This window comes from Acidovorax sp. LjRoot117 (assembly GCF_964252695.1).
Classification (GTDB): domain Bacteria; phylum Pseudomonadota; class Gammaproteobacteria; order Burkholderiales; family Burkholderiaceae_C; genus Acidovorax.
The window spans coordinates 85,266-105,399 of record NZ_CAXUPO020000011.1 but is presented as its reverse complement, the minus strand read 5'-3'; the positions used below and the strand labels follow the sequence as shown (position 1 = coordinate 105,399).

Here is a 20,134-nt window from a genome sequence, read left to right as displayed (position 1 = left end):
TGCCGAGGCCAATCGATGAAAAAGACGTTCATGGGCGTGCGCCTGCGCCGCCTGCGCGAGGAGCGGGGCATGACCCAGGTGGCGCTGGCGCGCGCGCTGGACCTGTCGGCGAGCTACCTCAACCAGCTCGAACAGAACCAGCGGCCGCTCACCGTGCCGGTGCTGCTCAAGATCAACGCGGTGTTCGGCGTGGATGTGCAGCGCTTTTCGGACGATGACGAGGCGCGCCTGATCACCGGCCTGCGCGAGGTGCTGTCCGACCTGCCCGCGGGCCTGGGCGGCGAGGGCGCGGGCGACGCCGTGTCGCTGGCCGAAATCCGCGAGCTGGCCGCCGGCATGCCGGCAGTGGCCCGCACGCTGCTGGCGCTGCACCAGCGCCACCGCCAGGCCCTGGAGCGGCTGGAGGCGCTGAGCGCCCAGAACGCCCAGTGGGGCCTGGGCGACGAGCGCGGCGCGGCGGCGGCGCCGCCGCTGGCGGGCGGCCACCTGCCCATGGCGTACGAAGAAGTGCGCGACTTCTTCTTCGCGCGCCAGAACCACATCGCAGAGCTGGACGATGCGGCCGAGCGTTGCGCCGCCGAATGGGCCCTGCAGCCGGGCCGCGCGGGCGAGGCGCTGGCCCAGCGGCTGCTGCAGGCCCACGGGGTGCGGGTGGTGAGCGCGATCGATCTGCCGGGCCAGGCCCAGCGGGTGTTCGAGCCCGGCTCCGGCGTGTTGCAACTCGCGGCCGGGCTGGAGCCCGGGCAGCGCGCTTTCCAGATGGCAACGCAGCTGGCGTTTCTGGAAATGGGCCCGCCGCTGGCGCGGCTCGCGGACGCGGCGGGCTTGTCGAGCGACCAGGCGCGGGCGCTGGCGCGCATCGGCCTGGCCAACTACTTCGCCGGGGCGCTGGTGTTGCCCTACACCGCCTTCTTGCGCGCGGCCGAGGCGGTGCGCTACGACATCGACCGCCTGGGCCACGAGTTCGGCGTGGGTTTCGAGACGGTGTGCCACCGGCTGTCCACCCTGCAACGGCCCGGCGCGCGGGGTGTGCCGTTTTTCTTCATCCGGGTGGACCGGGCGGGCAACATCAGCAAGCGCCAGTCGGCCACCCACTTTCACTTCAGCAAGATCGGCGGCACCTGCCCGCTGTGGAACGTGTACGAGGCGTTCGCCCAGCCGGGCCGCATCGTGCCGCAAATCGCCCGCATGCCCGACGGGCGGGCCTACCTGTGGGTGGCGCGCACCGTGTCGCGCGCCGGCATGGGGTGGGGCTTGCCGGGCAAGGAGTTTTCCGTGGCGCTGGGCTGCGATGTGCGGCACGCGCCGCAGCTGGTCTATTCGCAAGGGCTCGACCTGGCCAACCCCGACGCGGCCGTCCCCATCGGCATGGGCTGCAAGGTGTGCGAGCGGCCGGCCTGCCCGCAGCGCGCCTTTCCGCCCATCGGCCGGGCGCTGGATGTGAACGAGAACCGCAGCCGGTTCGCGCCCTACCCGGTGGCTGCCACCGTGGGGGCAGGGTAGACCCTCGGGCTGGCGATGTGCTGGTGCAGGGTCTATGCAGTTTGCTCATGAATTCATAGCGCCTTGCGCATGACCGTATTGCGGTGGAAGCGCTTTTGTCTCAATAATGGGTGGTAACCAGTTGTTATCGCGCACCGGGCCCCAAAAGCCCGTTCGATTGCCGCTATCCTGCGCGTGAACACAGGGTTTGAGCCCCCCGATCCGGCCACCGCGACACCCTCGCCGAACACTGCCCGCCCAGCACGCCACGCCATGTCCTCCTTCACCTATTCAGGTAGCTACCGGCATTGGTTGTCCGGGATAGGTGTGGCCACGCTTGGCATCGCGCTGAGCCTGTGGCTGGCCTGGCAGCAGTCCCAGGCCGTGGCCCAGGTCGGGCAGGCGCGGTTCGTGCAGGAGGCCCGGTCGTTCGCCGATGCGCTGGGCCAGCGCATCGAGGGGCACACCGAGGTCGTCAACGGCCTGCGCGGGCTGTTCACTGCCAACCCCCACCTCACGCGCGCCGAGTTCGAGCGCGCCGCCAGCGACCTGGAGGTGGGCCAGCGCTACGCCGGCGTGCGCAACCTGTCGTTCACCCGCTGGGTGCCGGGCTCCGAGCGCGCTGCCTACGAGGCCCGGGTGCGCGCCGACCGGTCCATCTCCGCCAATGGCTACCCCGACTTCGCCATCCGCCCGCCGGGGGACCGGGCCGAGTACTTCGTGGCCGAGTACCTCTGGCCCATGTCCGGCAACGAGAGCGTGCTGGGCCTCGACATCAGCGCGCAGCCCACCAACCTGGCGGCCATGCAGTACAGCCGGGACAGCGGCCACACCGTGGCGTCGGCGCCGTTCGATCTGCTGCAGGAAGAAACCCACCGCCCCGGCTTCGTGATCCGCGTGCCGGTGTTCGACTACACCGCGGGCACGCCGGAGCCGCGCTTTCTGGGTGCGGTGGCCTCCACCATCCGGGTGTACGACCTGGTCCAGGCGCTGGGCAGCCAGGGCCTGCTCAACGGCATTGCGGTATCGATGGCCGACCACGGATCGGTGCGCGTGGGCACGACCGACACCACGGTGCGCACGCTGCTCACGCAGTCGTCCGCGGCGCTGCCGGGTTCGGTGCCCTTCGTGCGGGACCTGCCGGTGCACGACCGGCGCTGGCGGCTGACCTTTCTGCCCACGCGCTCGTTCCTGTCGGCGTCGGAGGCGAGGCTGCCCATCCTGGCCGGGGCGGGCGGGGTGCTGGTGTCGCTGCTGCTGGCATCCACCGTGGGGCTGCTGGTGCGCCAGCGCACGCTGGCCCTCGTGCGGGCCCAGGCGTCCGACGACGCGCGGCGCGAGAGCGAAGAACGCTTTCGCGCGCTGTTCAACCAGGCCAGCGTGGGCGTGGCCATGCTGGACAGCACCACCGGCCGCTTCCTGCGCGTGAACCAGCGCTATGCGGACATCGTGGGCTACACGCCCGACGAGATGCTCGCCCTGAATTTTCAGGCCATCACCCACCCGGGTGACCTGGCGGCGGACGTCCAGCAGCTCGAACGCCTGAAGGTCGGCGAGATCCCGGAGTACCGGCTCGAAAAGCGCTACCTGCACAAGGAAGGGCGTCTGGTCTGGGCGGACCTCACGGTGTCGCCCGGCGCCACGCCTGACAGCCACATCGCCGTGGTGCAGGACATCACCTCGCGCAAGCACATGGAAGACACGCTGCGCACCAACGAGCACCGGCTGCGCGGCATTCTGGAGCGGCTGCCCATGGGCCTGTGCCTGGTCCATCCGGACGGGCGCATCGGCTTTCGCAACCAGCGCTATGTGGAGATCTGCGGCTACACCGAGGCCGAGGTGCCCGACGTGGACACCTGGTGGCAGCGCGCCTTTCCCAATGTGGCCGAACGCGAGGCCGTGCGCGACGGCTGGCGCGCTGCGGTCAAGCGCGCCGCGGGCGTGGACGGCGTGATCCCCGGTGCCGAATACCTCATCACCTGCCGCGACGGCACCAAGCGCCCGATCGAGGTCTCGGGCGTGCAGGTGGAAGGCGGGCACCTGGTCACCATGCAGGACCTGAGCCAGCGCAAGGCGGCCGAGGAGGAAATCAACAACCTGGCCTACTACGACCCGCTCACCAGCCTGCCCAACCGCCGCCTGCTCATGGACCGGCTGCAGCAGGCGCTGGCGGCGAGCACGCGCCACCACCGCAGCGGGGCCTTGCTGCTGCTGGACCTGGACAACTTCAAGACCCTGAACGAAACCCGCGGCCACGACAGCGGCGACCACCTGCTGCTGCAGGTGGCGCAGCGCCTGCGCGAATGCGTGCACGAGGACGACACCGTCGCCCGCCAGGGGGGCGACGAGTTCGTCGTGGTGCTGGAAGACCTGGGCGACAACCCCGAAGAAGCCGCCGCGCGCAGCGAGGAGGTGGGCCAGCGCATCCTGGCGGCGCTGCGCGCGCCCTACATGCTGCACGGCGCCGCGCACCACAGCTCGCTCAGCATGGGCGTCACCGTGTTCAGCGGCATGCGCGAGACGGTGGACGAACTCCTCAAGCGCGCTGATCTCGCGCTCTACCAGGCCAAGAGCGCAGGCCGCGACACGCTGCGCTACTACGACCCCAAGATGCAGGCCGCCGTGAGCGCGCGGGCCACGCTGGAGCGCGACATGCGCATCGGCCTGGCGCTGGGCCAGTTCGAGCTGTACTACCAGCCGCAGATCGACCGCGGCCGCATCACCGGGGCCGAGGCGCTGCTGCGCTGGCGCCACCCGCGCGACGGCTTTGTCTCGCCCGCGCACTTCATCCCGCTGGCCGAAGAGACGGGCCTCATCCTTCCCCTGGGCGAATGGGTGCTCAAGATGGCCTGCAGCCAGCTGTCGGCCTGGGCGGAATACCCCGAACTGGCGGCGCTGAGCCTGGCGGTGAATGTGAGCCCGCGCCAGTTCCACCAGCACAACTTCGTGGCCCAGGTGCTGGAGGCGCTCGCCAGCTCGGGCGCGCCGGGACACCAGCTCAAGCTGGAGATGACCGAGGGCCTGCTGCTGCAGGATGTGGAAGACACCATCGAGAAGATGGGGCAGCTCAAGGGTTATGGACTGGGCTTTTCGCTGGATGACTTCGGCACCGGGTATTCTTCGCTCGCCTACCTCAAGCGGCTGCCACTGGACCAGCTCAAGATCGACCAGAGCTTTGTGCGCGACGTGCTCACCGACCCCAACGATGCCGCCATCGCGCGCACCGTGGTGGCGCTGGGTACCAGCCTGGGCCTGCGCGTGATCGCCGAGGGGGTGGAGACCGAAGCCCAGCGCGAGTTTCTGGAGCGCCACCAATGCCACGCCTGGCAGGGCTACCTGTTCAGCCCGCCGGTACCGGTGGCCGAGTTCGAGGCGCTGGTGCGCAACACCAACGCCAGCGGGCTGCAGCATGCGTGATGGGCTGCGGCCCTCCGATTGCCACCGCCAGCCAGGGCCCTGACCACCATGTTCCTGTTGAAGAAAAAAGCGGCGGCCCCGCCCGCGGGCCCGTCGGCCACCGACTCCGGCGAGTTCGACGCGCAGCGCGAAAAGTCCGCCATCGCCGAGATGCTGCTCAAGCGCTCCGCGCAGCTCATCCTGGGCCGTGGCGAGTTGGAGATCATCCGCGGCATCTGCCAGGCCATCGTCGAGATCACCCCCCACATCCGCCTGGCCTGGACGTGGTTCGGTCCGTCCGACACGCAGACCATCCGCCCGCAGGTGTTCGCCGGCCCGGCGTCAGCCTACGCCGAGTCGCTGTGCATCGAGCGCAACCTGCTCACCCGCATCGGCCCCGCGTTCTCGGCGCTGGACAGCGGCGCGCCGGCCGAGCCCTTCACGGTGTCGCAGTTCTCGCTGTTCGGCCCGTGGCGCGACGCAGCACGCCAGCACGGCATCCACCACGTGGTGGCCCTGCCCATCAGTTCCGCGTTCAACGGCTACAGCGGCATCTTCGTGCTGTACGCGGACCGCGACGGCTATTTCGACGAGGTGGGCGTGAGCCTGTTTGCCACGCTGGCCGAGCTGTTCGGCTCGCTGATGACGGTGGCGTCCGAGCGCAGCGAGCTGCAGCGCGCGGCCTACCACGATGCGCTCACCGGCCTGCTCAACCGCCATGCGCTCGACCTCATCGACCGGCGCGTGTACCGCACCTCGCTGTTCGAGCCGCCTTCGTCGCTGCTCATGCTGGACATGGACCGCTTCAAGAGCATCAACGACCAGCACGGGCATTCGGTGGGCGACCAGGCCCTGCAGGCGGTGGCGCGCACGCTGCAGCATGCCCTGCGGCGCGGCGACGAGGTAGTGCGCTGGGGCGGCGAGGAGTTCATGGTCTGCCTGCCGCAGACGCCCCTGCAGGACGCCCTGGTCGTGGCCGAGAAGCTGCGCAAGAGCGTGGCGGCCATCACCGACCCGGTGCCGCTCACGGTATCCATCGGCGTGAGCGAGATTCCCTGCCTGCAGCACCTGGCGGACGCCGTGGCCCGCGCCGACCAGGCATTGCTGCAGGCCAAGGCCGACGGGCGCAACCAGGTGTGCGTGCTGCCCTGATGGCCTGGTTGCGCGAGCCGGCATTCCGGGCAGCCACGCGGCACCGAGATGTTCAAAATTGATAGCAGCTGGCGCTTGCACCACAAGCGGTAGAGGCTGTTTTTGCCAAATATTTCCCAGGTGTTTGCTTTTGGAGCGTTGCCGGGGCCGGCCCGTGGGGGAGCCGCCCAGGCGGCGCGGTATCATTCCGGCCTTGCCGCAGCCTGTGCGCTCCTTGCCTGGAACGCCCCTGCGGCACCACTTTTTGCCACTGAAGTCCCGCCCCTCATTGCCCGCCCCCTGACCCGTGCGTCTTACCTCCATCAAGCTTTCCGGTTTCAAGTCGTTCGCTGAACCCACCAACTTCATGCTGCCCGGCCAACTGGTGGGCGTGGTGGGTCCGAACGGCTGCGGCAAGTCCAACATCATGGACGCGGTGCGCTGGGTGCTGGGCGAGAGTAAGGCCAGCGAGCTGCGCGGCGAGTCCATGCAGGACGTGATCTTCAGCGGCACCACCACCCGCAAGCAGGCCAGCCGCGCCAGCGTGGAGCTGGTGTTCGACAACTCCGACCACCGCGCCGGCGGCCAGTGGGGCCAGTACGGCGAAGTGGCTGTGCGCCGCGTGCTCACGCGCGACGGCACCAGCAGCTACTACCTGAACAACCAGCCCGTGCGTCGCCGCGACGTGCAGGACGTGTTCCTGGGCACGGGCCTGGGCCCGCGGGCCTACGCCATCATCGGCCAGGGCACCATCAGCCGCATCATCGAATCGCGCCCCGAAGAGCTGCGCCTGTTCCTCGAAGAGGCCGCGGGCGTCTCCAAGTACAAGGAGCGACGCCGCGAGACCGAAAACCGCCTGTCGGACACGCGCGAGAACCTCACGCGGGTCGAAGACATCCTGCGCGAGCTCAACGCCAACCTCGAAAAGCTGGAAAAGCAGGCCGAAGTGGCCGCCAAGTACAACGCGCTGAACGCTGACGCCACGCTCAAGCAGCACCAGCTGTGGTTCTTGAAGCGCGCCGACGCCGAAGCCGACCAGACCAAGGTGCGCCTCGATGGCCTGCAGGCCGTGAACGACCTCGAGTCGCGGATGGCCGACCTGCGCGCGGTGGAGTCCGACCTCGAAACCATCCGCCAGGCCCACTATGCGGCCGGCGACCAGGTCAACCAGGCCCAGGGCCGGCTGTACGAAGCCACGGCCGAAGTCGGCAAGCTCGAAGCCGAGATCCGCTACGTGGTCGAAGGCCGCCAGCGCGTGGAGCAGCGGCTGGTCACGCTGGCCGAGCAGATCGCGCAGTGGCAGTCGCGCAAGGAAGAGGCCGACATCGAGCTTGAAAACCTGGCCGGTGCCGGTGTGGATGCCGAAGAGCGCGCCGAGATGCTGGCCGCCCAGGTCGAAGAACAGGCGATGCAGCTGCCCGACCTGGAAGACGCTCTGCGCCAGGCCCAGAGCCGGGCCAGCGAGCAGCGCGGCAGCGTGGTGCAGGTGCAGCAGCAGATCGGCGTGCTGGCCGCCGAGCAGCGCAGCATCGACGAGCAAAGCCGCCAGCTCGACAGCCGCTTCGAGCGGCTGCGCACCGACCGCAACGCGCTGGCCGCCCCGGACGAGGCGCGCCTTGCCAACCTGCGCGAGCAACTGGAAGAAGCCCAGGAGATCGCCGAAACCACCGAAGCCCGCCTGCACGAGCTGCAGGAGTCCGTGCCCCAGCTCGACGACGACCGCCGCACGCGCCAGCAGGCCGTGAACACTGAAAGCGCGCGCCAGGCCGACCTGTCGGCCCGCATGGAGGCCCTGAAGGCGCTGCAGGAAAAGGTCAAGACCGACGGCAAGCTGCGCCCCTGGCTGGCCAAGCATGGCCTGGATGGCCTGCAGGGCCTGTGGAGCCGCATCCACATCGAAAAGGGCTGGGAAAACGCGCTGGAAGCCGCGCTGCGCGAACGCCTGGGCGCCCTTGAAGTCGGTCGCCTGGACATGGTGCGCGGCTTTCTCGGATCGGGCGGCACCGATGCACCGCCCGCACGGCTGGCGTTCTACAGCGCGCCGGCAGCCGGCCAGCCCGATGCGCCATCGCAGAACCCGCGCCTGTCGGACCTGCTGCGCCTGAACGATGCTGGCCTGCGCGCCGTGCTGACCGACTGGCTGCAGGGCTGCACCACCGCCCCGACGCTGGACGAAGCCCTGAGCCGCCGCGCGAGCCTGCAGCCTGGCGAGGTCGTGTTCGTGCCCACCGGGCACTCAGTCAGCGCCCACAGCGTGAGCTTCTACGCCCAGGATTCCGAGCAGTCGGGCCTGCTGGCGCGCGCGCAGGAGATCGAGCACCTGGAGAAAGAGCTGCGCGCCCAGGCCCTGATCGCCGAAGAATCCCGCGCCGCGCTGGTCCGCGCCGAGGCTGCCTATGCCGACGCCTCGCAGCGACTGGTGGCCGCCCGCCGCGAAGCCACCGAAACCCAGAGCCGCGCGCACGAGCTGCAGGTCGAGACCATGCGCCTTGCGCAACTGGCCGAGCAGACTCGGGCGCGCAGCCAGCAGATCGACGCCGACCTGGCCGAGGTGGAGGCCCAGCTGGCCGACCTGCAGGAGCGCCGCGTGGCGGCCGAGGCGCGCTTCGAAGAGCTGGACATGCAGCTGGCCGACAGCCAGGAGCGCGAAGCCCAACTGGGCGACAACGTGATCGAGGCCGAGCGCAAGCTGGCCGCCTGCCGCGAGCAGCAGCGCGCGCTGGAGCGCCAGGCGCAGGAGGCCACGTTCTCCCAGCGCAGCCTGGAGGCACGGCGCGGCGAACTCAACCGCTCCATCGAGACCGCCACCCAGCAGGCGACCGCTCTGGCCGACGAGCAGCAGCGCGCCCGCGACGAGCTGGCCCGCCTGTCCGACGCCGCCGCGCAGGGCGGGCTGCAGCAGGCCCTGGACGTGAAGATGGAGCGCGAGAAGGCGCTGGGCGCCCAGCGCAGCGAGTACGACGACCTCACCACCAAGCTGCGCGCGAGCGACGAACGCCGCATGCAGCTCGAACGGGCCCTGGACCCGCTGCGCGCCCGCATCACCGAATTCCAGCTCAAGGAGCAGGCCGCGCGCCTGGGCCTGGAGCAGTACACCACGCTGCTGACCGACGCACAGGCCGACCTGGACGCCATCGCCCAGTCGATCGGGGATGGCAATGTGCGCGTGACCGGTCTGCAGGGCGAAATCGACCGCCTGCACCGCGAGATCACCGCGCTGGGCGCGGTCAACCTGGCCGCGCTGGACGAACTCAAGCTGGCCAGCGAGCGCAAGATCTTCCTCGATGCGCAGACCGCCGACCTGACCGAAGCCATGAACACGCTGGAAGACGCGATCCGCAAGATCGACGGCGAAACGCGCCAGCTGCTGTCGGGCACCTTCGACACCGTGAACGCGCACTTTGGGCGCATGTTCCCCGAGCTCTTCGGCGGCGGGCAGGCCAAGCTCATCATCACCGGCGACGAAATCCTGGACTCCGGCGTGCAGGTGATGGCGCAGCCGCCCGGCAAGAAGAACCAGACCATCCACCTGCTGTCCGGCGGCGAAAAGGCCCTCACGGCCATCGCGCTGGTGTTTGCGATCTTCCAGCTCAACCCCGCGCCGTTCTGCCTGCTGGACGAGGTGGACGCGCCGCTCGACGATGCCAACACCGAGCGCTACGCGAAGCTGGTGTCCAGCATGTCCAAGGGCACGCAGTTCCTGTTCATCAGCCACAACAAGATCGCGATGGAGATGGCCGAGCAGCTCATCGGCGTGACCATGCAGGAGCAGGGCGTCTCGCGCATCGTGGCGGTGGACATGGAAAGCGCACTCTCGATGGCCGAGGCATGAGCGGAACCCGCATGATTCGCGGTGCACCTGCGCCCGGGCGGGGGTGCCGCCTACGGCCTGCCGGCCCAGCAGCGCCTAAAGTGGCGCGGGTCGGCTTGCGCCGGTGGTGCAACGCGGCGCGTGGGGCTCTCGAAGGTGGCTGGGTGGCACACCGGGCCATGGGATAGCTAGAAAAACATTTTTATGAGCACACTTCAACTCAGTCTGGCGATCATCGGTGGCCTGCTGCTGGCCGGTATCGTGGCCTACAACACCTGGACATCGCGCCGCAACGCTCCCAAGCGCGCGGTGCCCCAGGAGGCCGAGCGGGGCACGCCCGGCAGTGGCATGGCCGAGCCCGCGCTGCGCCAGGAGCCCGGCTTTGAGGGGGGCGGTGCGGTGGAGCTCACGCCCGACGAATTGCAGGCCCTGGACCGCGGCACGGACCCGTCGTCCGAACACGCGGTGGACCCGACCGATGCGCTGCAGATGCCCGTGCCCTCGTTCTCGGTGGAGCGCCGCCCGGGGCTGGATCCGCTCATCGATGTGATCGCGCCGCTGCAGCCTGAGCATGTCGTCTCGGGCGACGCCGCACTGGCGGCACTGCCGCCCACGCGGCGCGCAGGCAGCAAGCCCTTTGCCATCGAAGGCTTGAACGAAGCCACCCAGCAGTGGGAAACGCCCGCGCCCGGCCAACGCTACCAGGCCTTCCAGGCGGGGGTGCAACTGGCCAACCGCATGGGCGCGCTCAATGAGATCGAATTCTCGGAGTTCGTGGTCAAGGTGCAGGCGTTTGCGGACGCGATCAATGCCGCGCCCGACTTCCCCGACATGCTGCAGGAGGTGGCCCGCGCCCGCGAGCTGGACCAGTTCGCCAGCGACCACGACGCGCAACTAGCCTTCATGCTGCGCGCCCGCCAGGCTGCCTGGAGCCCCGGCTATGTGCAGCAGAACGCCGGCCGCCTGGGCTTTGTGGCCGGTGCCATGCCCGGCCGGCTGGTGCTGCCCGCCACCAGCGCCGCGGGCCTGCCGCCCCTGCTCACGCTGGGCTACGACACCGCCGCCGCACTGGCGGACGACCCGGACCAGTCCGCCATCCGCGACATCACCCTGAGCCTGGACGTTGCCCAGGTGCACCGCTCCGAGCAGCCCTTCGCCCGCCTGCGCGACGTGGGCAAGGCCCTGTGCGACGCCATGGACGGCGTGCTGTGCGACCAGAACGGCCACCCGCTGCCCGCGATGGCCATGGACCCGATCACGGCCGACCTGGAGCTGCTGTACGACCAGCTCGACGGGCGCGACCTGTCGGCGGGGTCCGTACTGGCGCGCAGGCTGTTCAGCTAGTGCAAGACATGAGCGCAACGCTGGTCCGGCTGGCGCGCAAGGAACCCGGTGTTGCCCGAGAGAATCCCAGTGGGGCACCCCATGACTGAACAATCCCAACTTTTTTCCGCCGCAGCGCAGACCAGCCCAGCGCAGGCAGCTATCAAAACCAAAGCGCTGCGCGACCAGTTGCAGCGCTGGGCGCACCAGTACTACGTGCTGGACGAGCCCACCGTGCCCGATGCCGAGTACGACCGGGTCTTTCGCGAACTGCAGGCGCTGGAGGCCGAGCACCCCGACCTCATCACCTCCGACTCGCCCACGCAACGCGTGATCGGGGCGGTGATGGAGGGCCTGACGGCGGTGCGCCATGCGGTGCCGATGCTGAGCATCCACACCGAAACCGACACCGAGGCCACGGGGGCCCAGGCGTTCGATGCCCGGGTGCGGCGCGAGCTGGGCCTGTCGGACGCCGACCCGGCCATCGAGTACGTGGCCGAGCCCAAGTTCGACGGCCTGGCCATGAACTTGCGCTACGAAAAAGGCCGTCTGGTGCAGGCCGCCACGCGCGGCGATGGCGAGGTGGGCGAGGACGTGACCCACAACATCCGCACCATCCGCCAGATCCCGCTGACGCTGCCCGACGGCGTGCCGCCCCTGCTGGAAGTGCGCGGCGAGGTCTACATGCGCCGCGCCGACTTCGACGCGCTCAACGAGCGCCAGCGCGAGCAGGGTGGCAAGACGTTTGTGAACCCGCGCAATGCGGCGGCGGGCGCGGTGCGGCAGCTGGATTCGAACATCACGCTGCAGCGTCCCTTGAGCTTTTTTGCCTACGGCCTGGGCGCCATCACCCCGGCCGCGGAGGGCGGGCCGGTGTTCCGCACGCATTTCGAGCTGCTGCAGACGCTCAAATCCTGGGGTTTTCCGGTCGCGGCGCAGGTCCAGATTGCGACAGGCGCTACAGAATTAGTAGCGTACCACCAGCAGGTGGGCGCCGGCCGCGACGCCTTGCCCTACGACATCGACGGCGTGGTCTACAAGGTCAACGCGCTGCAGCTGCAGCGCGACCTGGGTTTCAAGACGCGCGAGCCGCGCTGGGCGGTGGCCCACAAATACCCTGCGCAGGAGATGGCCACCAAGGTGGAAGGCATCGACGTGCAGGTGGGCCGCACCGGCAAGATCACGCCCGTGGCGCGCCTGGCGCCGGTGTTCGTGGGGGGCGTCACCGTGACCAATGCCACGCTGCACAACCTGTTCGAGATCCGCAAGAAGGGTGTGCGCGTGGGCGACACCGTCATCGTGCGGCGCGCCGGCGACGTGATCCCCGAAGTGGTGGGTGTGATGCCAGGCAACCGGGTCGGCTATGTGCCCAACTTCCACATGCCCAAGACCTGCCCGGTGTGCGGCAGCGATGTGGTGCGGGTGAAGGGCGAGGCCAACCACCGCTGCACTGGCGGCCTGTTCTGCGCCGCGCAGCGCAAGGAAGCCATTTTGCACTTCGCCGCCCGCCGCGCGATGGACATCGAGGGCCTGGGGGACAAGCTGGTGGACCAGTTGGTCGAGTCCAACGTCATCCGCACGCTGCCCGACCTGTACCGCCTGGGCCTGTCGTCCCTGGTGGCGCTGGAGCGCATGGCCGAGAAGTCTGCGCAGAACGTGCTCGCCGCACTCGAAAAGTCCAAGCAGACCACGCTGCCGCGCTTTCTGTTCGGCCTGGGCATCCGCCAGGTGGGCGAATCCACCGCCAAGGACCTGGCCAAGCATTTCGGCACGCTCGACGCGCTGATGGGCGCAACGCAAGAGACCGCCGCCACCGTGGAGCAACTGCTGGAGGTGCCCGACGTGGGCCCCATCGTCGCGCAGAGCGTGCACACCTTCTTTCAACAGCCACACAACCGCGAAGTGGTCGAGCAACTGCGCGCCTGCGGCGTGACCTGGTCCGAATCGGCCCGTGCCGACAAGGCACCGCAGGTGCTGGCCGGCAAGACCATCGTGCTCACGGGCACGCTGCCCACCCTGAGCCGTGACGAGGCCAAGGACATGCTGGAGGCCGCAGGCGCCAAGGTCTCGGGCTCCGTCAGCAAGAAGACGAGCTACGTCGTGGCTGGCGAAGAGGCGGGCAGCAAGCTGGCCAAGGCCGAAGAGCTGGGCGTGCCGGTGCTGGACGAAGCCGGCATGCTGGCTCTGCTGTCCGGCCCTGGTGCCTGAGGCACCTTTCATTTTTTCGAGTTTTTGATGCGCACATTGCTGCTTTCCTTCAAGGCCCGTGCCGCGGCGTTCTTCCGCTGGCTGGCGGGCCTGTTCGCCTGGATGCCCCGGCCGCTGCGCCTGGCACTGTTCTGGGGGGCGCTGTCGGTGCCCGCGGCGGTGCTGGTGTACACGCTGGCGCTGATCCCGTTCACGCCGTCCACCGCCGACATCCGCAAGGCCAAGAGCGAGCTGCCCGCGCAGCTCATGTCGGTGGACGGCAAGCTGCTGGCCGAGTACCGCTGGGCGAACCGCGAATGGGTCGAGCTCGACAAGATCTCGCCCCACGTGGTGGACGCGCTGATCGCCACCGAGGACCACCGTTTCTACAACCACTTCGGGCTCGACTGGCGCCGCACGGCGTCGTCGGTGGTGCACACGCTGCGCGGCGACCCGCAGGGCGGCTCCACCATCACACAGCAGCTGGCGCGCAATCTGTTCCCGGACGAGATCGGCCGTTCGCGGGTGTTTCCGCAGGCCTTGACGCGCAAGCTCAAGGAGGCGATCACGGCGGTGAAGATCGAGGCCTCGTACAGCAAGGACGAGGTGCTGGAGACGTACCTCAACACCGTACCGTTTCTGTACAACGCCTACGGCATCGAGATGGCGGCCCGCACGTACTTCGACAAGTCGGCCGACAAGCTCACGGTGCTCGAAAGCGCCACGCTGATCGGCATGCTCAAGGGCACGGCCTACTACAACCCCGTGCTCAACCCCGAGCGCGCCCAGGCACGGCGCAACACCGTGCTGTCGCAGATGGTCAAGCGCGGCAAGCTGGAGCAGGCGCAGTTCGATGATCTGCAAAAGCGCCCGCTGCGCGTGAACTTCGAGCGCCAGACCGAGGTCATGGGCCCGGCGCCGCACTTTGCGATGCAGCTGCGCAAGCAGCTCATCGACTGGGCCGACAGCCATGGCTACAACCTGTATGCCGATGGCCTGGTGATCCGCACCACCATCGACTCTCGGCTGCAGAACTTTGCCAACCAGGCCGTGGCCCGCCAGGGCAAGCAGCTGCAAACCGTGGCCGACGCCGCCTGGAGCAAGCGCGACGGCTGGGGGCCGGGCAACGAGCTGGTGCAGACGCTGGTGCGCGAAAGCGCTGAGTTCCGCGCGGCCGTCGACAAGGGCGAGACGCCCGAGGACGCCCAGAAGGCGCTGCTGGCGGACGAGGCCTTCCTGCAGAAGCTGCGTGCCGAGAAGACACGGGTGCAGGCCGGCTTTCTGGCGCAGGACCCTGTCACCGGCCACGTGCTGGCCTGGGTGGGCAGCCGCGACTTCGCGCAGGACCCGTTCGACCATGTGCAGGCAGCGCGCCGCCAGCCGGGCTCCACCTTCAAGCCCTTCGTCTATGGCGCCGCGTTTGCGCAGGGTGCCCAGCCCACCAACATGCTGATGGACGCTGCGGTGGAAATCCCGTTGGGCGGCGGCCGCGTGTGGCGCCCCACCGACGGCGGCCCGCCGAGCGACCAGCCCATGAGCCTGGCCGACGGTCTGGCGCTGTCCAAGAACACCATCACCGCCCAGGTGATGCACCAGGTGGGCCCGGCCCGCGTGGCCGAGGTGGCGCGGGCGCTGGGCGTGCGCCAGTCGCCGCTGGAAGAAGTGCCCTCGCTGGCACTCGGCACGAGCCCGGTGACGCTCAAGGAGATGATCTCGGCCTACAGCAGCATCGTGAACCTGGGCCGCTATGTGGAGCCGGTGCTCATCACCAGCATCGAGGACCGCCACGGCAAGGTGCTGGAGACCTTTGCCAAGCCCGTGCCCGAGGCCGTCTTCGACGCGCGCGCCGCCCAGGTGCTGCGCAACACCATGCGCGGTGCGGTGGACCGGGGCACGGCCACGGCGATCCGCTCGCGCTACGGCATCCAGGCCGACGTGGCGGGCAAGACGGGCACCACGCAGGACAACACGGACGGCTGGTTCATCCTGATGCAGCCGCACGTGGTGGCGGGCGCCTGGGCGGGCTTCAACGACGGCCGCATCACGCTGCGCAGCGACCACTGGGGTCAGGGCGCCCGCAGCGCGCTGCCCATGGTGGGCGACTTCATGCAGCAGGCCATCCGCACCAAGGTGATCGATGGCCAGGAGCGCTTCTTCGACGAGTTCGACACCACGCCGCCGCCGTCGCAGATGCCGCCTCCGGCCGATGCCCCGCTCGGCGCGATGCGCGACTGGATCCGTGGGTTGTTCGGCGGCGACCCGCAGTCGCAGCCCCAGATGCCGGGGCAAGGGCCCGGCGGGCTGCCACCGGTGACGCATGACCCACCGGGTTCGACGGCACCACCGGTGCCCGCCGAGGAACGCACGGGCGGTTAGCGGTCAGACATGCGCAGCGCTGGAGTCATCGCTCTGGTCGTGGCAGCGTTGCCTCGCCGATGCCTGCCTAGAGCGTTGTGTGCCGAACGCCCGGCCAGATGACCGCCTGCGCCACGATCACGGTCTAGCCGTTGAACGTGGCTGCGGGCGAGCCGTGCAGGACGTAGCCCAGCGCCAGCGCATCGCTCAGCCGGCGGCAGAACGCGGCATCGTCGGGGCCGGTGAGCAACCGGTAGCTGGGCATCCCGTCCGGTGGTGCCGCCGCAGTGGGTGGGGCAGAAGGCAAGGGCATGGTGGGTAGGGTGGGGTGGGGTGCGACCGCCAGCGTGTCGCTGTGCGGCTCGCGGCTCGCTACTCGATGTCGATGCAGTGCAGTCCGAAGCTGCCCGCCTTGCGGTCCGCGAAGTAGGCCTCCAGCGTTTCCTTGACCGTGCGAAAGGCGATCTCGTCCCACGGGATCTCGTCTTCGGTGAACAGGCGCGCCTCGATGGTCTCGAAACCCGGGTTGAACTGGTCGCTGAGCAAGTGGGCCCGGTAGAAGAAATGCACCTGCCCCACGCGGGGCACATTGAGCAGGCTGAACAGCGGGCCCATCTCGATCTGCGCACCGGCTTCCTCATCCGTCTCGCGCGCGGCGCCCTGGGCCGTGGTTTCTTCCAGCTCCATGAACCCGGCCGGCAGCGTCCACTTGCCCCAGCGCGGCTCGATGTTGCGCTTGCACAGCAGCACGCGCCCATCCGCCATGACGGGCACCGTGCCCACCACATTGAGCGGGTTTTCGTAGTGCACGGTGTTGCAGGCAGGGCAGACGGCACGCAGCTTGGTATCGCCGTCGTCGGGCAGGCGGTAGACCACGGCGGTGCCGCAGGCGCGGCAGTGTTGGATGGGGCTGCGGAAGGTCATGCGTGGTTTTTGGTTCAAATAGGCCGCTACCGCTTGTTCAGCATGCGCAAGCAGCTATGAAAAGCATAGTGTAGCGGGCGGCGCGGGCGCCAAGGCCTGTGCGCAGGGCCGGCCAATGCAAGGCCGTGCACAGCGGGCCACGGTGCGCGCGCCGTCGGTGGTCACACCACGGTCAGGCGCAGCGTGCCCAGGCCTTCCACGCCACCTTCCAGCACGTCACCGCGCACCACGGCGCCCACGCCTTCGGGGGTGCCCGTGTAGATCAGGTCGCCGGGCTGCAGCTCCCAGGCTGCGGACAGGTGCTCGATGGTCTCGGCGATGTTCCAGATCAGCTGCGCCACGGTGCTGCGCTGCTTGTCGGCGCCGTTGACCTGCAGCCAGATGCCGGCGTTGGAGACGTCGCCCGCCTGGGCTGCGGGCGTGATGGGGCCGATGGGTGCGCTGGCGTCAAAGCCCTTGCCGATGCACCAGGGGCGGCCTTGCTTCTTCATGTCGTTCTGCAGGTCGCGGCGCGTCATGTCCAGGCCCACGGCGTAGCCGTAGATGTGCGAGAGCGCGTCGGCGGCAGCGATGTTCTTGCCGCCCTTGCCAATGGCCACCACCAGCTCGATCTCGTGGTGCAGGTTGGCGGTGAGGGTGGGGTAGGGCAGCTGGCCCGTTTCGCCCGCGTTGACCACCACGATGGCATCGGCCGGCTTCATGAAGAAGAAGGGCGGCTCGCGGCCGGTGAAGCCCATCTCCTTGGCATGCTCTTCGTAGTTGCGGCCCACGCAGTAGATGCGGTGGACGGGAAAACGGTCGCCGCTGCCCACCACGGGCACGCTGGCCACCGGCGCGGGAGAAAACACGTAGCTCATGTCTGCCTTTCTTTTCTTGTGTCGCTCGATGATGTGAATGACGGGCCCGGCCGTTGTCCAGCCGCCACGGGCCGCAACGGGCCGTGACAAGCGCGGCGACGGGGTCTGTGGACCCGGGGGCACCGCAGCCAGCCCGAAAGTGGCAGTGTGCCATGGCTGCAAGGCCCGCGCTGCCAGAGGCTACACTCGCGCCCATGGCAAAGAGCTTCGATTTCCACAACACGCCAGGCCACCTGGTTCGCCGCGCACACCAGCGGACCGTGGCACTTTTCATGGAAGAGACGGCCGGGTTCGATGTGACGCCGGTGCAGTTCGCCATCCTGCACGAGCTGCTGGCCCAGCCGGGCGAGGACCAGGTCACCTTGGCATCGCGCGTCGCATTCGATGCGGCCACGTCGGGCTCGGTGATCGGCCGGCTCGAAAAGCGCGGCTGGATCCGCCGCGAACCCGACACCCGCGACCGCCGCCGCAAGCTGCTGTGGATCACCCCGGAGGGCGAAGTCGCGGCCCTGCAGATGCGCGACGCCGCACAGCGCGTGCAGGAGCGCCTGATGGCCCCGCTCGATGCGCAGGAGCGCAGCGACCTCATGGCCATGCTGACCAAGGTGGTCTACCACCACCAGGACCCCGCGGGCGCCTCGGGCGCCTGATTGCACCCGGCCCGGCGACACGCGCCGACGGCGCACCCCGCCCACCACCCCGGCGTGCAGTGCGCCGTACCCATCCCGAGACCTTCGCATGCAGCTCTACAACTACTTTCGCTCCTCCGCGTCCTACCGCGTGCGCATCGCGCTGGCGATCAAGGGCCTGGACTACGACTACCTGCCGGTGCACCTGGTCAAAGGCGAGCACCGACAACCGGCCTACGCCAGCCGCGTGGGCGATGCGCTGGTGCCCACGCTGATAACCGACGATGGCGCAGCGCTGGTGCAGTCGATGGCCATCATCGAATACCTCGACGAAACGCATCCCACGCCCGCGCTGCTGCCCGCCGACCCGCTGGCACGAGCACGGGTGCGTGCGCTGGCACAGATGGTGGCGTGCGAGATCCATCCCATCAACAACCTGCGGGTGCTCAAGTACCTGGTGCATGAACTCAAGGTGGACGAAGAGGCCAAGAACACGTGGTACCACCACTGGGCCCGCAGCGGGCTGGAGGCCTTCGAGCGCCAGCTGGGCCTGCTGGCACAGGAGCGCGAGAGCCAGGGCCTGCCGCCGTCGCTGCTGTGCTGGGGCGACACGCCCACGCTGGCCGATTGTTGCCTGGTGCCGCAGATCTTCAATGCCCAGCGTTTCAAGGTGAACCTCGACGGCCTGCCGCTCACCATGGGCGTGCACGTGGCGTGCATGGCACTGCCTGCATTCCAGAAGGCCCAGCCTTCGGCCTGCCCGGACCACGAAGCTTGACCGGCCACACTGCTGCCCCAGGGGCCAGCGCCGACTGGCTGGTGCCCGACTGGCCTGCGCCACCGGGCGTGCATGCGCTGTGCACCACGCGCACCGGCGGAGTCAGCCAGCCGCCCTACGACAGCCTGAACCTGGGCACCCATGTGGGCGACGACCCCGCGGCCGTGCACACCAACCGCCTGCGCTTGCAGGCCCGTGTGCAGGCCGTGTCCGCCGGCGTGCGGCCCGTCTTTTTGAACCAGGTGCATGGCGACGGCGTGGTGCAGCTTGACCACGCCACGGCCGATGGCACCGATGCCGATGCCTGCGTGGCCACGGACACCGGCGTGGCCTGCACGATCATGGTGGCCGACTGCCTGCCGGTGCTGCTGGCCCATCGATCAGGCACTGTGGTGGCTGCAGCGCATGCAGGGTGGCGAGGCTTGGCCGGTCAGGGCGGCCAAGGTGTGCTGGAGGCTGTGGTAGGGCGCTTTGGTGCTCTTGCGCTTGCCCATCAAGCGCCAGTCGCTATCAATATCGAAGCGAGCTTCCTGGCAGCATCTGCGAGGGCGACCCCTGGTGCCGCACCGGAGACCATGGCCTGGTTAGGTCCTTGTATCGGGCCCACCGCATTCGAGGTCGGTGCCGAGGTGCGGGCCGCGTTCTGCGACGTGTCTGCGGCTGCGCAGGCCTGCTTCACGCCCCGCGCCGGCATGCCGGGCAAGTACCTGTGCGATCTGGCGGGGCTGGCGCGGCTGCGGTTGCAGGCGCTGGGCATCACCAGCATCTACGGCAACGACAGCAGCTTGGCCTGGTGCACGGTGACCAATGCCTCACGGTTCTTTTCGCACCGGCGCGACAGCGGCACCTTGGGGAATAGCGGGCGCTTCGCCGCCTGCATCTGGCGCGACTGACCCTGGTGCAGGTGTCAGGTCAACCACATCGCCGCTGACGTCTGCATCCACTGATTTGGCTGCCGCCTGCTGTGCGTCGTACGCAGCCTGCTCGGCCGCCTGGCGCGCCTTGATCTTGCGTTTGCGGGACGGTGTTCCGAGGATGTACACCAGGATGCTCATGGGCAGCAGTCCATACAGCACGAAGGTGACGATGGCCCCCAGCACGGTGCCGACCGGGCTGGTGGCTTCGGCCACGGCCATCATGAGGGTGACGTAGGTCCAGACGATGACGATCAGGTACATTGATTGCGGGTATTGAACAAGCGGTTGGATGCAAGAGTGGGGTGAAGCCGTTGCCTTGCACAAGCCGGTGGGCAACAATGAAG

At 68.9% G+C, this 20,134-nt stretch carries 14 protein-coding genes; 10 read left to right on the top strand and 4 right to left on the bottom strand.

Annotation, left to right across the window (positions count from 1 at the left end; genetic code table 11):
• The first annotated feature begins 15 nt into the window (after window positions 1-15).
• The 7 genes from ACSQ3D_RS22380 to ACSQ3D_RS22350 all read left to right on the top strand — a co-directional run bounded on the left by ACSQ3D_RS22380 (window position 16) and on the right by ACSQ3D_RS22350 (window position 15,706).
• Window positions 16-1,503, top strand: a complete 1,488-nt coding sequence (locus tag ACSQ3D_RS22380; RefSeq protein WP_436128375.1) for a short-chain fatty acyl-CoA regulator family protein — start codon at window positions 16-18, stop codon at window positions 1,501-1,503.
• A 252-nt stretch (window positions 1,504-1,755) separates the two neighbouring features.
• Window positions 1,756-4,899: a bifunctional diguanylate cyclase/phosphodiesterase gene (locus tag ACSQ3D_RS22375; protein ID WP_436128374.1), complete on the top strand. Its 3,144-nt coding sequence runs from the start codon at window positions 1,756-1,758 to the stop codon at window positions 4,897-4,899.
• A gap of 48 nt (window positions 4,900-4,947) precedes the next feature.
• On the top strand, window positions 4,948-6,030 hold the full coding sequence (locus ACSQ3D_RS22370) for a diguanylate cyclase (protein ID WP_436128373.1): 1,083 nt from the start codon (window positions 4,948-4,950) through the stop codon (window positions 6,028-6,030).
• Between the two features lie 286 nt (window positions 6,031-6,316).
• The gene (gene smc, locus ACSQ3D_RS22365) at window positions 6,317-9,841 is read left to right on the top strand and encodes a chromosome segregation protein SMC (RefSeq protein ID WP_436128372.1); all 3,525 of its coding nucleotides are present in this window, start codon (window positions 6,317-6,319) and stop codon (window positions 9,839-9,841) included.
• 183 nt (window positions 9,842-10,024) lie between these two features.
• Window positions 10,025-11,164: a hypothetical protein gene (locus tag ACSQ3D_RS22360; RefSeq protein WP_056412302.1), complete on the top strand. Its 1,140-nt coding sequence runs from the start codon at window positions 10,025-10,027 to the stop codon at window positions 11,162-11,164.
• A gap of 81 nt (window positions 11,165-11,245) precedes the next feature.
• Window positions 11,246-13,351: an NAD-dependent DNA ligase LigA gene (gene ligA, locus ACSQ3D_RS22355; RefSeq protein ID WP_436128371.1), complete on the top strand. Its 2,106-nt coding sequence runs from the start codon at window positions 11,246-11,248 to the stop codon at window positions 13,349-13,351.
• Window positions 13,352-13,378: 27 nt separating this feature from the next.
• A complete protein-coding gene (locus tag ACSQ3D_RS22350; RefSeq protein ID WP_436128370.1) occupies window positions 13,379-15,706 on the top strand; it encodes a penicillin-binding protein 1A in 2,328 nt (775 codons plus the stop codon).
• 124 nt (window positions 15,707-15,830) lie between these two features.
• On the opposite strand, the gene ACSQ3D_RS22345 is transcribed toward ACSQ3D_RS22350, so the two are convergent.
• The 3 genes from ACSQ3D_RS22345 to ACSQ3D_RS22335 all read right to left on the bottom strand — a co-directional run bounded on the left by ACSQ3D_RS22345 (window position 15,831) and on the right by ACSQ3D_RS22335 (window position 17,466).
• Window positions 15,831-15,998 (bottom strand): DUF1737 domain-containing protein, encoded by a 168-nt coding sequence (locus tag ACSQ3D_RS22345; protein WP_436128369.1) that lies wholly within the window; start codon window positions 15,996-15,998, stop codon window positions 15,831-15,833.
• 59 nt (window positions 15,999-16,057) lie between these two features.
• Entirely contained in the window at window positions 16,058-16,609 is a 552-nt protein-coding gene (locus tag ACSQ3D_RS22340; protein WP_436128368.1) for an NUDIX hydrolase, read from the bottom strand.
• A gap of 161 nt (window positions 16,610-16,770) precedes the next feature.
• Entirely contained in the window at window positions 16,771-17,466 is a 696-nt protein-coding gene (locus ACSQ3D_RS22335; protein ID WP_436128367.1) for a fumarylacetoacetate hydrolase family protein, read from the bottom strand.
• 194 nt (window positions 17,467-17,660) lie between these two features.
• On the opposite strand from ACSQ3D_RS22335, the gene ACSQ3D_RS22330 reads away from it, so the two are divergent.
• The 3 genes from ACSQ3D_RS22330 to ACSQ3D_RS22320 all read left to right on the top strand — a co-directional run bounded on the left by ACSQ3D_RS22330 (window position 17,661) and on the right by ACSQ3D_RS22320 (window position 19,766).
• Window positions 17,661-18,116 (top strand): MarR family winged helix-turn-helix transcriptional regulator, encoded by a 456-nt coding sequence (locus tag ACSQ3D_RS22330; RefSeq protein WP_056412289.1) that lies wholly within the window; start codon window positions 17,661-17,663, stop codon window positions 18,114-18,116.
• A gap of 88 nt (window positions 18,117-18,204) precedes the next feature.
• On the top strand, window positions 18,205-18,873 hold the full coding sequence (maiA, locus tag ACSQ3D_RS22325) for a maleylacetoacetate isomerase (RefSeq protein ID WP_436128366.1): 669 nt from the start codon (window positions 18,205-18,207) through the stop codon (window positions 18,871-18,873).
• Window positions 18,870-19,766, top strand: a complete 897-nt coding sequence (locus ACSQ3D_RS22320) for a polyphenol oxidase family protein (protein WP_436128365.1) — start codon at window positions 18,870-18,872, stop codon at window positions 19,764-19,766. Before maiA ends, ACSQ3D_RS22320 begins: the two co-directional genes overlap by 4 nt.
• Here the strand turns inward: ACSQ3D_RS22320 and ACSQ3D_RS22315 are convergent.
• On the bottom strand, window positions 19,686-20,051 hold the full coding sequence (locus ACSQ3D_RS22315) for a hypothetical protein (protein ID WP_436128364.1): 366 nt from the start codon (window positions 20,049-20,051) through the stop codon (window positions 19,686-19,688). The genes ACSQ3D_RS22320 and ACSQ3D_RS22315 overlap by 81 nt on opposite strands.
• Window positions 20,052-20,134 lie beyond the last annotated feature (83 nt).